This is a genomic window from Enterococcus sp. 10F3_DIV0382, from assembly GCF_002140245.1.
Taxonomy (GTDB): domain Bacteria; phylum Bacillota; class Bacilli; order Lactobacillales; family Enterococcaceae; genus Enterococcus_B; species Enterococcus_B lactis.
Genome location: NZ_NGMF01000001.1, coordinates 1,422,194 through 1,436,395 on the forward strand (window position 1 = coordinate 1,422,194; position 14,202 = coordinate 1,436,395).

10 protein-coding genes are annotated in these 14,202 nt (G+C 40.0%); 8 read left to right on the forward strand and 2 right to left on the reverse strand.

Annotated features, from left to right (window positions below; translation table 11 throughout):
• Window positions 1-99 precede the first annotated feature (99 nt).
• The 4 genes from rapZ to A5849_RS07255 all read left to right on the forward strand — a co-directional run bounded on the left by rapZ (window position 100) and on the right by A5849_RS07255 (window position 5,350).
• Window positions 100-984: an RNase adapter RapZ gene (gene rapZ / locus A5849_RS07240; protein WP_002292102.1), complete on the forward strand. Its 885-nt coding sequence runs from the start codon at window positions 100-102 to the stop codon at window positions 982-984.
• Entirely contained in the window at window positions 981-1,979 is a 999-nt protein-coding gene (gene yvcK, locus A5849_RS07245; RefSeq protein WP_002316327.1) for a YvcK family protein, read from the forward strand. Before rapZ ends, yvcK begins: the two co-directional genes overlap by 4 nt.
• Window positions 1,980-2,012: 33 nt before the next feature.
• A complete protein-coding gene (whiA, locus tag A5849_RS07250; RefSeq protein ID WP_002292098.1) occupies window positions 2,013-2,948 on the forward strand; it encodes a DNA-binding protein WhiA in 936 nt (311 codons plus the stop codon).
• Window positions 2,949-3,118: 170 nt separating this feature from the next.
• Window positions 3,119-5,350, forward strand: a complete 2,232-nt coding sequence (locus tag A5849_RS07255; protein WP_002309001.1) for an excinuclease ABC subunit UvrA — start codon at window positions 3,119-3,121, stop codon at window positions 5,348-5,350.
• 118 nt (window positions 5,351-5,468) lie between these two features.
• Here the strand turns inward: A5849_RS07255 and A5849_RS07260 are convergent, their stop codons facing one another.
• Window positions 5,469-5,990, reverse strand: a complete 522-nt coding sequence (locus A5849_RS07260; RefSeq protein ID WP_002292093.1) for a DsbA family protein — start codon at window positions 5,988-5,990, stop codon at window positions 5,469-5,471.
• A 190-nt stretch (window positions 5,991-6,180) separates the two neighbouring features.
• Between A5849_RS07260 and nifJ the strand changes: the two genes are divergently transcribed.
• The 4 genes from nifJ (at window position 6,181) to glmM (ending at window position 13,497) form a co-directional block, all read left to right on the forward strand.
• The gene (nifJ, locus tag A5849_RS07265) at window positions 6,181-9,873 is read left to right on the forward strand and encodes a pyruvate:ferredoxin (flavodoxin) oxidoreductase (RefSeq protein WP_002334747.1); all 3,693 of its coding nucleotides are present in this window, start codon (window positions 6,181-6,183) and stop codon (window positions 9,871-9,873) included.
• Window positions 9,874-10,061: 188 nt separating this feature from the next.
• Window positions 10,062-10,949 (forward strand): diadenylate cyclase CdaA, encoded by an 888-nt coding sequence (gene cdaA, locus A5849_RS07270; protein WP_002287821.1) that lies wholly within the window; start codon window positions 10,062-10,064, stop codon window positions 10,947-10,949.
• Window positions 10,946-12,118: a YbbR-like domain-containing protein gene (locus tag A5849_RS07275; protein ID WP_002306484.1), complete on the forward strand. Its 1,173-nt coding sequence runs from the start codon at window positions 10,946-10,948 to the stop codon at window positions 12,116-12,118. Before cdaA ends, A5849_RS07275 begins: the two co-directional genes overlap by 4 nt.
• A gap of 23 nt (window positions 12,119-12,141) precedes the next feature.
• Window positions 12,142-13,497, forward strand: a complete 1,356-nt coding sequence (gene glmM, locus A5849_RS07280) for a phosphoglucosamine mutase (RefSeq protein ID WP_002292085.1) — start codon at window positions 12,142-12,144, stop codon at window positions 13,495-13,497.
• 338 nt (window positions 13,498-13,835) lie between these two features.
• Here glmM and A5849_RS07290 read toward each other — a convergent pair whose 3' ends face one another.
• A complete protein-coding gene (locus A5849_RS07290) occupies window positions 13,836-14,060 on the reverse strand; it encodes a hypothetical protein (RefSeq protein WP_002306487.1) in 225 nt (74 codons plus the stop codon).
• Window positions 14,061-14,202 lie beyond the last annotated feature (142 nt).

Here is a 14,202-nt window from a genome sequence, read left to right on the forward strand (position 1 = left end):
TTTGGTCCAAATCTTTTTGTAAAAGAGAAAGAAAGCTGGTAATGATACGCCCGGAATGATATAATTTTATTATGTACAATGTGAGAGGGGTTCGTAAATATGACAGATAATTTGCAATTAGTCATCATAACAGGTATGAGCGGTGCAGGAAAAACAGTAGCTATCCAAAGTTTTGAGGATATGGGCTATTTTTGTATCGATAATATGCCACCTCGATTGATTCCAAAATTCTGGGAATTAATCAAAGAATCAGGTAAAGTCACAAAAATGGCTTTAGGAGTAGATTTACGTTCTCGTTCCTTCTTTGAAGAAATTCAAAACATGCTGATTGAAATCGAAAATACGAACTTCATCGACACTTCTATCTTGTTTTTAGATGCTTCGGACGAAGAACTAGTTGCTCGTTACAAAGAAACAAGACGAGCGCATCCGATGGCAATGGACGGTTTGATCACTGAAGGAATCCGTAAAGAGCGGGCAATATTAGACGACTTGAAAGCACAAGCTTCCGTGATCATTGACACCACGACATTGACACCACGACAATTACGCGAAAAAATCAACGAGTCTTTCAAGTCAAAGGGAGACCAAGGATTTCGAATCGAATTTGTATCATTTGGCTTTAAATATGGGTTGCCGATTGACTCTGATATCGTGATGGATGTACGTTTTTTGCCAAATCCTCATTATATTCCAGAACTAAGACCACTAACTGGTAAAGACCAGCCAGTCTATGATTATGTGATGTCCTTTGATGAAACACAATCTTTCTATCATAAATTTTTGGATCTTCTGGAAACCGTATTGCCTGGATATATCAAAGAAGGAAAAAGCAGCTTGACAGTTGCAATCGGCTGTACAGGCGGCCAACACCGTTCTGTGGCGTTGACTGAACGTTTGGCAAATGCTTTAGGAAAAACATATAAAGTCAATGTGACACATCGGGACAAGGATAAAAGGAAAGAGACGGTGAACCGGTCGTGAAAATGAAAACCTACCGGATAAGAAAACCAAAGATCGTAGTGGTCGGCGGTGGCACGGGTCTGCCGGTTATCCTAAAAAGTTTACGAAATCAGGGAGCAGATATCACGGCGGTAGTAACTGTTGCGGATGATGGTGGAAGCAGCGGCGCAATCAGAGAATCGATCGCTATGGCTCCTCCTGGTGACTTGAGAAATGTCTTAGTAGCGTTATCAGATATGCCGCAATTCTATGAAGATATTTTCCAATATCGTTTTAAAAAAGAAGATCAGTTCTTAGCCAATCATACGATCGGTAACCTGATTATTGCTGCAGTTTCCGAAATGCGAGGAAGCACATATGAAGCGATTCAATTATTAGCGAAAATGATGCATGTAGATGGACACGTCTATCCTTCTTCAGAAACGCCTTTGACCTTGCATGCCGTCTTTAAAGACGGAACGACTGCAGTAGGAGAATCTAAAATCGCGATTGATCGCAAAACGATCGATCATGTCTATGTTTGCAACACGAATGATAAAAGTGAAGCTAAAGCGGCACGAAAAGTCGTTTCAGCAATTATGGATGCCGACATGGTCGTTTTGGGTCCCGGCAGTTTATTCACTAGCATCCTTCCCAATTTAGTGATACCAGAAATTGGCGAAGCTATGATTAATACAACTGCTGAAACCGTGTATATCTGTAATATCATGACCCAAAAAGGGGAAACTGAACACTTCACCGATGCCGATCATATACGTGTCTTACACAAGCATTTGAAGCAGCCTTTTATCGACACGGTACTAGTCAATACGGAAAAAGTACCAGAAGATTATATGGACCCGGAAATCTATGATGAGTACTTAGTACAAGTCGCACATGATTTCCATGGATTGAGAAATGAAGGCTGTCGAGTGATTTCTACCGACTTTTTAGAATTGAAAGACGGTGGTGTCTTCCATGATGGAGACAAAGTGGTAGAAGAATTATTCCGATTAGTTTTCGGTTCAAAATATTAAGCAATTTATTGTTGGAGAAAGGAGGAGAATAGGATGTCATTTGCTGCAGATGTGAAGAAAGAACTAACTGGTTTGGAAGTTCATCGAGAACATGCGAAAGCAGAATTAGCTGCTTTGTTGCGAATGAACGGCTCTTTAGGTATTGTGAACCAGCAGTTTATTTTGAACGTCCAAACAGAAAATGCTGCAATTGCCAGACGTATCTATTCTCTTTTGAAAGATCATTATCAGGTACGAAGTGAGCTACTCGTTCGTAAAAAAATGAAATTAAAAAAGAACAATGTCTATATCGTCCGCTTGAAGCAAGGCACAAAAGATGTGTTGATGGATCTTGATATTATGGATGGTATGATGTTCAATGGACACGTTTCGGACGAGATTATGGGGAATTCGCAAAAAATGCGTTCGTATTTACGTGGGGCTTTTATGGCCTCGGGTTCAGTCAATAATCCAGAAACAAGCCGTTACCATTTAGAGATATTTTCCATTTATGAACAGCATAACCAAGACATTTGCGATATGTTGAATTATTACGGACTGCATGCTCGAACGCTTGAACGACGCAATGGCTATATTTCCTATTTAAAAGGCGCAGAAAAGATTGCTGATTTCTTGACACTGATTGGTGCAACTAATTCGATGCTTCGATTTGAAGACGTGCGGATCGTACGGGATATGAGAAATTCGGTCAATCGCCTAGTTAATTGTGAGACAGCAAATTTGAATAAGACGATTGATGCGGCTTCTAAACAAATTGAAAACATCGAATTGATCGAAGCAAAGGTCGGTCTGCATGCCCTTCCTGAAAAACTTCAGGAAATTGCTGAACTCCGGCTTCAGCATCCAGAAGTCAGTTTGAAAGAGTTAGGGGAAATGATTCCCTCAGGTACGATATCCAAATCGGGAATCAATCACCGTATACGCAAAATCAATGAATTTGCGGAAAAACTACGTGAAGAAGCAGTGTAATCCAATGTAAAAACTGATACATGAAGCAGAGGTGCGGATGTATCAGTTTTTTTTATTTAACAAAATATCACTTGCTTTTCTTTTCTTCTTCTGTCAAACTATAAATCCCTATTACTGCCCGTTGTTCGCCATAGATTTGTTTAAAAATCGATTTTAAAGGAGAAACAAGGATGACAGAGTATATTGAATTGATTCATGCACGAGAAAACAACTTGAAAAACATTGATTTGCGTATCCCAAAAAATAAAATTACCATCTTTACTGGCGTATCAGGGTCTGGCAAATCTTCTATTGTTTTTGATACGATTGCACAGGAGGCGGGCAGACAACTGAATGAGACTTTTAATAGTTTTGCACGTAATTTTTTGCCTAAATATAGCAGACCTGATATTGATGAAATCAAGCATTTATCCACGGCTGTTTTGATCAATCAGAAGAAACTGGGAGGAAATGCTCGATCCACTTTAGGTACTGCAACGGATATTCAGGCACTTTTTCGAATTTTATTTTCACGCTTTGCTGAACCGCCATTAGGTTATGCCAACGCGTATTCATTTAATGATCCTCAAGGTATGTGCCCTGTCTGCCAAGGAATTGGAAAAACGATAACATTGAATATCGATGCCGCCGTAGATGTGACACGCTCACTAAATGAAGGAGCAATCTTGCTTCCCAATTTCACGGTAGGGACTTGGTATTGGAAAATGTATGCAGAGACTGGTTTATTCGACCCAAACAAACCAATCTCCGAATACACATCAGAAGAATACGATCGATTATTGTATGGAAAAGCAGAGAGAATCAATATACCAAGTGCGGGAGATATGAATGTGACGTATGAAGGGATTGTCACTCGATTCATGCGAACCAATGTCCATACTGAAAAAGAAACAACGAAAAAAACAGCAAAGGTTCTGGAGACGTATACCAAAATGGACACTTGTCCAGAATGCCAAGGAAAACGTTTCTCACACGAAGTCCTAAACTCTAAAATAAACGGTTATAATATATACGATTTGACCGCAAAAGAATTATCTTCACTATTACAAATACTAGAAACGTTAGATGACAAAGAGCGTCATCCGTTGATTGCCAGTATCAAAAAACGTATCCAAGATTTGATTGATATTGGATTAGGCTATATGACATTGACACGCGAGACTTCAAGTTTATCTGGAGGGGAATCACAGCGAGTAAAAATGGTGAAGCAATTAGCTAGCAGTTTGACTAATATGATGTATATTTTTGATGAGCCAAGTACAGGATTGCATCCTAGAGATGTCCATCTACTTAATGATTTATTAAAAAAAATCCGAGATGAAGGGAATACAGTTCTGGTAGTCGAACATGATCCTGATGTCATCAAGGTGGCCGATCATATCGTGGATGTAGGACCTTATGCTGGAAGTCACGGCGGTGAGATCATGTATACTGGGGATTATGATGGGTTACTGGATTCTGGTACGTTAACGGGAAACTATTTGGGACATCAATTACCAATCAAAAAAGAAGTACGGACATTTTCAGAAACCTTTATTAGCCGCCAGAGCTCTTTGCATAATTTAAAAAATATTCGCTTAGAAATCCCTAAAGGTGTTTTTACCGTTGTTTCTGGGGTAGCTGGTTCTGGCAAGAGTACATTGGTCAATCAAGTATTTTTAAAAGACTTTCCAGAAAGCCTACTTATTGATCAAAATCCAATCCATACGAACAAACGGTCAAATCCAGCCACATTCAGTGGGATCATGAATAACATTCGGAAAGCTTTTGGTAAAGAAAATCAAGTTGATGCTGGATATTTCAGCTACAATTCTAAAGGGGCTTGTCCAGAATGCAAAGGAATGGGTGTAATCGAGCTTAATCTATCCTTTATGGACAAATCAGAGGTAGTTTGTTCAAATTGCCATGGGAAACGTTATGATCCAGCTGTTTTGGATTATCGTTATCGTGGAAAAAATATCGTAGAAGTCATGGATATGACCATAGAAGAAGCACTTGAATTTTTTGATGAGAAAGAGATCCAGCGAAAGCTTGAGAATCTAAAAGAAGTTGGTATTGGTTATCTGACTCTTGGACAGCCGATGGACACCTTATCTGGCGGAGAAGCACAAAGGCTGAAATTAGCTAATGAATTGAAAACAAATGGACAAATATACATTCTAGATGAGCCAACAACAGGACTGCATATGTCAGATGTCGAAAATGTGATTCGAATTATCAATAACTTAGTGGATAAAGGGAACACGGTCATTGTTATTGAACACAATCTAGATGTGATCCGAAGTGCTGATTGGATCATTGATCTTGGACCAGAAGGTGGATCTGGTGGTGGAAATATTCTTTATGAAGGGATTCCAGGAGGATTAAAGAACGCACAAACGATCACTGGAAACTATATCTGATTGAATACTGTTTAGTGGAGAGGTTGTGACAGAAGCTACTTCTGGAACACCGTTTATTCGGAAAAAACATACTAGGAAAGGGCTGTGACAAGACTTTTGTCACAGCCCCCTTGTTGTTTTATTTTGCTTGGATCAATTCTTTTAGTTTTTCTTTTGAAATAGATTCATCAAAGATTTCTTTACCCAAGATGACGGTTGGAACAAATCGAATATGTGCTTGCTCAGCTTCGTTGATGATAGCTTGGCTCAGCTGTTCGTTTTTTTGTTCTGCCAGCCCTAATTTATCTGCTGCAAAATCCGCTACTCCTTGGAGCGAAAGATGTTTCCACTCGTCTTGAGTATCGAATATTTGTTTGATCTCTTTGATTGCTTGTTGTCCATCGCTGATCGTGATATACCGGTGCATCACGTTTCCTCGCTGCAAGCTTTCTTTTTCTTTATCGAATAATTTGATCACTCTCTGTAATTGACCGCTTTGGACGGCTTCTTCCAATAGCTCATGAGATTCTTCAAACCATTGTCGGCAATATGGGCAAGCTAAGTTGATGAATTCGATCATTTTTTTAGGAGCATCTGATGAACCATAAGTAATACCTTTTTCTGTAGTTGTTTTTGTTGCATCAATCACTGATATATCCATGTAAAAACACCTCTTTCGGTTATAGTTTACACATGTCTGACAAAAAAAGGCAACGATTTAGATTGTTTTTCTAAAAAAATGATTGAAATAGACGTATGTGAAATATTTTTCTAAATAAAAGAAAAAATGGAATATTTTACGTTATAATGGAACAGATAATAAGAGAGAATATGAACAAGGATGATGAATCATGCGAAAAATGAAAACAATGGACGGCAATACGGCAGCCGCGTATATTTCTTATGCTTTTACCGAGATTGCTGCAATATATCCGATAACGCCCAGTTCGACCATGGCTGAATTAGTCGATCAATGGTCAGCAGCAGGAAAAGAAAATGTATTTGGTCAACCAGTAAAAGTAGTGGAAATGCAATCCGAAGCAGGAGCAGCTGGCGTGGTTCACGGTTCACTGAAAACTGGTGCGCTGACAACTACATATACCGCCTCACAAGGGTTGCTTTTGATGATACCGAATATGTATAAAATTGCTGGGGAACTACTGCCAAGTGTTTTTCACGTTGCTAGTCGGGCAGTGACGACGAATGCTTTAAATATATTTGGAGATCATGGAGACGTGATGGCTGCAAGACAAACAGGGTTTGCGATGCTAGCTGAAAGCAGTGTGCAAGAAGTGATGGATTTGACACCTGTTGCCCATCTTGCTTCCATTGAAGGCGAATTGCCTTTTTTGAATTTCTTTGATGGGTTCCGTACGAGTCACGAAATTCAAAAAATCGAAGTTTTGGAATATGAAGAATTAGCTCCTTTGGTCAATCAGGAGAAGTTAGCTTCTTTTCGTAAACGTGGGATGAATCCCAATCATCCGACAGTTAGTGGCACGAACCAGAATCCAGATATTCATTTTCAACAACGGGAAACAATCAATCCGTATTATGATAAGTTACCTGCAATCGTACAAAAATATATGAAAGAGATTAATCGATTACGAGGTACTTCTTATGATTTGGTGACTTATTACGGAGCAGCTGATGCAGAAGAGGTCATTGTTTCGATGGGATCAGTTGCACAGACGATTGAGCAAACAGTTGATTATTTGAATGCAAACGGACGGAAAACAGGTTTTTTGAATATCCATCTTTATCGACCTTTTCCAGTGGAAACATTTGTGCAAAAGTTACCTCATACAGTAAAAGCAATCGCTGTTCTTGATCGAAGTAAAGAGCCAGGAGCAGGGGGAGAACCCCTTTTATTAGACGTTCAAAGTGCGTTATATGATTCTGAATTTCGCCCGGCTATTATTGGTGGTCGCTACGGATTAGGTTCGAAAGATGTGACACCCGATCAAATCTCGGCAGTTTTTGATGAATTGCAAAAAGATCCAAGTATACGCAAAAAACGGTTCACCATTGGGATCGTGGATGATGTGTCTTATCAATCTTTGGAAACAAAAGAAAGTCTAGATTTAACAGAACCGCAAACATTCCAGGCAAAGTTTTGGGGATTTGGATCTGACGGAACAGTTGGTGCAAATAAATCAGCCATCAAGATTATCGGGGATCACACAGACAAATATGCTCAAGGCTATTTTTATTATGATTCGAAAAAATCTGGCGGTCTAACTGTCTCTCATCTGCGTTTTGGAGATACGCCGATACGTTCAGCGTATCTTGTCGAGCATGCGGACCTTGTTGCTTGTCACACACCAGCTTACCTGCATAGCTATGACTTAGTCAAAGGATTGAAGCCAGGTGGAATCTTTTTACTGAATACTCTTTGGAGTGACGAACAATTAGAAACGCATCTGCCCATAAAATTAAAACGTTACTTGGCTGAAAATAACATTCGGTTCTATACGATCAATGCCATGAGATTGGCCCAAGAAGTTGGTTTGGGACGACGGATCAATACGGCAATGGAAACAGCATTTTTTAAATTAGCTGACATCATTCCATTTGATGAAGTGATTCCGTTGCTAAAAGAAGAAGCACTAAAAAGCTACGGGCATAAATCAATGGCTATCGTAGAAAAAAACATACAGGCAATCGATCGGACAATCGAACTGCTTCATGAAGTTGTGATTCCAGAAAATTGGAAAACATTGGAGATGCCTGAAAAAATCAATAAAAGGAACAAGGGGTATGTACAAGAAATCCTTGAGCCAGTGAATGCGCAAGAAGGGAATCATCTCTCTGTTGGTACGCTTGTAGCAAATGGAATGACAACTGGCGAAATGCCTTTAGGAACGGCTTCTGTTGAAAAGCGAGGTGTCGCTTTAGAAGTACCTGAGTGGATTAGTGATCGCTGTACGATGTGTAATGAATGTGCCTTTGTGTGTCCACATGCTGCCATCCGTCCATTTTTAGCAGATGAAGAGGAAATGGAAGAAGCGCCAGAAGGATTTATCGTGAGAGAAATGAGAGGCGCAGACGGCGTAAAATACCGTATCCAAGTTTCAGTGGAAGACTGTACAGGTTGTGGTCTGTGTGTAGAGGCTTGTCCCGCAAAAGGCAAAGCTTTAGTGATGAAACCTTATGAAGAACAGAAAGAACAAGCTATGAATTGGGCTTTTGCGATGACGCTAAGACAAAAAGAAAATCCAGTGAAAGGGAAAAATACGGTTTTATCGACACAATTCAACCAACCACTTCTTGAATTCTCAGGCGCTTGCTCAGGCTGTGGCGAAACACCTTATGTAAAATTATTGACACAAATGTTCGGCGATCGAATGATGATTGCGAATGCGACAGGCTGTTCTTCTATTTGGGGCGGTGCCTCTCCAGCTTCGCCTTATACGACAAACGAATGTGGTCAAGGGCCTGCATGGTCAAATTCTTTATTGGAAGATAATGCTGAATTTGGTTATGGTATGCTTCTGGCGGCACAGACTCGTCGTGAGGCTTTGGCAAATTCAATCAAAGAAGTATTGCCAAAAGTGTCAGAAGAACTGCGAGAATTGATGGAAGACTGGTTGGAACATCTCTTTGAGAGTGAAGGAACGCAACAAAGAGCAGCAAAACTGCAAGCAGCGATCGAAAATGAACGATCAATTGTCCCTGAACTGGAAGATATATACAAGAGAAGAGATCTATTCGTAAAAAACAGCCAATGGATGATTGGCGGAGATGGATGGGCTTACGACATTGGTTTTGGCGGGATCGATCATGTACTTGCCAGCGGAGCAGACGTAAATATCCTTGTTTTGGATAACGAAGTCTATTCCAATACTGGCGGTCAAACCTCAAAAGCAACACCAGCTTCGGCAATCGCTAAATTTTCAGCTAGTGGAAAATATGCTTCAAAGAAAGACTTAGGGATGATGGCGATGACATATGGGAATGTCTATGTAGCACAAATCGCTTCAGGGGCCAATCAAATGCAGACAATCAAAGCATTTGAAGAAGCAGAAAAGTATCCTGGCCCTTCTTTGATTATTGCCTATACACCTTGTATCACACATGGCTTGCTTGGTGGAATGAAAGAATCGCTTAAAGAAGCAAAAGAAGCTGTTTCTTCTGGTTATTGGTCATTATATCGATATAACCCTACAATGGTCGAAAAAAACAAGAAACCAATGACTTTGGACTACAAAAAACCTGATTTCTCTACTATGCCTGATTTCATGAGGAAACAGGTTCGCTTTTCTTCACTAGAGAACGCAAATCCAAATCTTGCAAAAGCTTTATTTGAAAAGACTGTCCAAGATGCTAAAAAACGTTTTTACAACTATGCTGCACTGTCAGGAGAATTAGAAAAAATCAAGAAAAGACTTGAACCAGAAGAGTCCATTGATGTAGTCGTTAAGACGAGAAAAGAAAAAACGACGGATCTTGAAGCGGAAGAAAGAAGAGCTGCCCGAAGAGCCGCTCGAGCAGAACGACGTAAAAAAATGGAACACGTTACAGAAGAAAAAAGTGAAAAATAACAGAAAAAATGTAATGAATAATTCTCTGAGGTTTAAAAATTTTTATTCTAGAGAAAAATAAAACGCATACTTGTAATTTTCTTGAAAATTATGTGTTTTTCTCAAGAAAAAAACGAGCAGATCAGCCTCTAAAATTAAAACATATGATATACTAGAGAGGAAATCTCAAAAGAGAAGAGAGGCTTTTTATGTCATTTCAAATCGGGGAACTTTTTAATTTGGACTATTGGCAGCAAATGTTTTCCGGTGACTTGTTCTCTCTGAATTTTTTGGTGAACATACTTGATATTCTGGTTGTCTGGTATCTTGTATACAAACTGATCCAACTGTTGCGAGGCACAAAAGCGATTCAGCTTCTGAAAGGTGTAGCTATTTTTATTGTTATCCGAATCGTAGCAGAAATCATTGGTCTGCACACCTTGTCTTGGCTGATGAACCAAGTCATCACGTACGGGGTGATAGCTGCTATCGTGATTTTTCAGCCGGAAATCCGGAGAGGACTGGAACATCTTGGACGCAGTTCGCTTTTCAAACAATCAAAAAGCGAACAGCAGGAAGATGAGAAGATGATCTTGTCTTTTGACAAAGCCATCCAATATATGTCCAAGCGAAAAATCGGTGCGCTGATCACTATCGAACGTCATACTGGATTAGATGAGTATATTGAGACAGGGATTGCTTTAGATGCAGATATCACTGGGGAGCTGCTGATCAATATCTTTATTCCTAATACACCGCTGCATGATGGTGCAGTTATTGTAAAAGAAGGAAAGATCGCAGTAGCAAGTGCCTATCTTCCTCTATCAGAAAGTATGTTGATCCCTAAAGAATTCGGGACTCGACACCGGGCAGCTGTCGGTATAAGCGAAGTCAGCGACGCGATCACCATCGTTGTCTCTGAAGAAACCGGGGACGTCAGCATCACGTTAGATAATGAACTGATGGCTGGCTTATCCCAGCAAGAATATTTGGCAATCTTGCGTAGAGAATTAATTGCTGAAGAGAAAACAAAAAATAAGAAAAACGTGATTCAATCTTTCCTAGACGGTATGACTAAGGGAGGGGATCGCAAATGATCTCAAAAGAGAAACGGACAAGCATTCTTTACAGTTTTATTGCATTGCTGTTCAGTATTGCACTGTACTTCAATGCAAATGGACAGTCCGTTCAAAACACGCTTTCTGGAAATGAAGCGTATAATCAAACAGTCACTGGTGTGCCAATCAAAATTTCTTATGATTCGCAACGCTATTATATCCATGGATATGAAAACACAGTGACGGTCAAACTTTCCAGTGCAAACCGAGTCCAGTTGAATGCAGAAGCAAACGAAGATACACGGATGTTTCGCATCACTGCAGATATCACTAAGCTTGGCGAAGGAACACATGAAGTTCCGCTGAAAATTCAGAACTTGAGCAGTGCTGTCACAGCAAAGATGGAACCAGCAACTATTACAGTAACGGTTGAGAAAAAGGTGACAAAAGATTTCGATGTGGAAACATTGATTCCTTCAACGATCACACCATCTGGATATGAGCTGGATGATACTTCCGTTAGTCCTAAAAAAGTCTCTATCACTACAGGTGATAAAACGTTGGCCGAAATCAAACGAGTAGTAGCTGATGTAGATGCTTCGATGGTCACGGATGATGGAATCAATAGTGAAGTGCCGATACAAGCGCTGAACGCAGCAGGAGAAATATTAAGTATCATTTCCGATCCAGTGCAAGTAACTGTGAAAGCTGATGCAATCAAACCAAGCAAAACGGTACGACTTTATGGGACGCAACAAGGAACACCGGCTGCTGGGGTTAAAAGCTATGATTTCAGTTTTTCAGACCTGGAAGCAGAAGTAAGCGGATCTAGCGATTTGCTTGCGTCAATCGGCGACAGTATCGTTGTACCAATCAATGTCTCAGGAATCAGTCATCGAACAACTCGTAAAATCGAAATACCAGTAGAAGAAGGACTAAGTATCAAACCTAAATCAGTCAGTGTGGAGATTACACCCGTAATGCAAACGTCAAGCAGCAGCTCCGCTTCGACGAGCAGTCGGACACAAGAAGATACAAATATAAGTACAAGCACCACATCTGCTGATTCAGTAACGGTACCTTCAACAACAACGTCCATCTCTTCTAGTTCGGAATCTGCAACAAGCAGTTCATCCACGAGTACAGAAGAAACGTCGCAAACAAGCGAATCAACACAAATGAGCAGAACAAATTCCTCGGAAAATTAAGTTAAAGGAGTAATTTTACAACTATGGGTAAATATTTTGGAACAGACGGCGTCCGCGGTGAAGCCAACAAGGAGCTTACGCCAGAACTTGCATTTAAGCTGGGACGATGCGGAGGTTATGTCCTAAGCCAGCATGAAGAAGAAGGAAAACGCCCACGCGTACTAGTGGGGCGGGATACAAGAATCTCAGGTCAAATGTTAGAAGAAGCGCTGATTTCAGGACTTTTATCGGTGGGTATTGAAGTGTTCCAACTAGGTGTGATTTCTACGCCAGGTGTTGCTTATCTGACACGGTTACAAAAAGCAAGTGCAGGAGTGATGATCTCTGCTTCTCACAATCCAGCGCAGGATAATGGAATCAAATTTTTTGGTGCAGACGGTTTTAAATTAGTAGATGATCAAGAACTAGAAATCGAAGCATTGTTGGATGCAGAAGTAGATGAATTGCCTCGTCCATCAGCTGACGGTTTGGGAACTGTAGAAGAATTTCCAGAAGGTTTATTGAAATATTCTCAATTCCTTGTTCAAACGATCAATGGCGATCTTTCCGGTTTGACGATTTGTGTCGATGCAGCAAACGGAGCAACTTCAACAAGTGTCAATCGTTTGTTCGCTGATCTTGAAACAGATTTCTATACAATGGGCACAAATCCAGATGGTTTAAACATCAATGATGGGGTAGGTTCTACGCATCCAGAACGTTTAGCTGAGATGGTCGTTGAAAAAGGAGCGGACGCTGGTCTAGCTTTCGATGGCGATGGCGATCGCATCATCGCGGTAGATGAACTTGGGAATATCGTCGATGGTGATAAAATCATGTTTATCTGTGCTAAATACTTAGCAGAAAAAAATCGCTTGAAAAAAGACACCATCGTTACAACTGTGATGAGCAACTTAGGCTTCCACAAAGCGGTAGAAGGAATCGGTCTGAAAGATGTCGTTACACAAGTCGGTGATCGTTATGTTGTAGAAGAAATGCGCAAAAACGATTATAATTTTGGTGGCGAGCAGTCTGGACACATGATTTTCTTAGATTTCAACACAACTGGTGATGGGATGCTTTCAGGAATTCAGTTGTTGAATATTATGAAACAGACGGGTAAAAAATTATCTGAGCTTGCAGCAGAGGTAACGATTTATCCGCAAAAATTAGTGAATATCCGTGTAAGTGATAAAAATGGTGCGATGGATGTTCCAGCAATTAAAAAAGTGATCGAAGAAGCAGAAGCTGAAATGGGGTCAGAAGGTAGAATCCTAGTTCGCCCTTCCGGCACAGAACCATTACTTCGTGTGATGGCAGAAGCGCCTACCGATGAGAAAGTCAATTACTATGTCGATAAAATCGCAGCAGTAGTCAAAGAAGAAATCGGTCTAGATTAAGAACCTAAGGTAGAAGAGAAAAAGCAAAGACTAGTGACGGTTATTCGTCGCTGGTCTTTGCTTTTTCTTTTATTTAAAAACATATTGTGTAAGAAATATTATACCAATGTAAGAGATGAAAAAACTCAACATCACTAGTAAAATAGCACGTTTGCGTGCTTTATCTGCTTTTAATCCTATTTTTTTGTGGATATGATCAAGAATAATATAACTAGGAATTTGAGCCAATAGATAGACGTAATAATAGTTTTGCCCGTCCGCAATAAGGAAGTACAAAACAAGAGAAGCAACTATACTATCAAAAAAGAGAATAGACCAGCGTAAGAGCGTTAATTTTGTTACCATCGAAAATCATAGGTAGAACTCCAGCGTGCTTCAGTCAAGGTTATTCTACCAGTCCCTCTATTGCCGTTAGCATCTTCATAACTATCATTTTTGTAAACATCAGGCTTGATAGTGGTAGTATCTAATTCAGAAGCAAGGGAGACGATTGCAGTAGAAGTCAGGACGAGTGAGGAAACAACAATTGTAGTGACAAAAATAATAAGCATTTTTCTTATCATAGGCCAACCTCCATTTTGTTTTTGTTATAATATAAGTATAATAGTTTCTTTGTTACCCTTATATTTTATAATCATCTAATTGTTTTTGGTAGATTTGTTGCATAAGCTCACAAAAATTTTGGAGGGAGAAAAAATTGAGGTT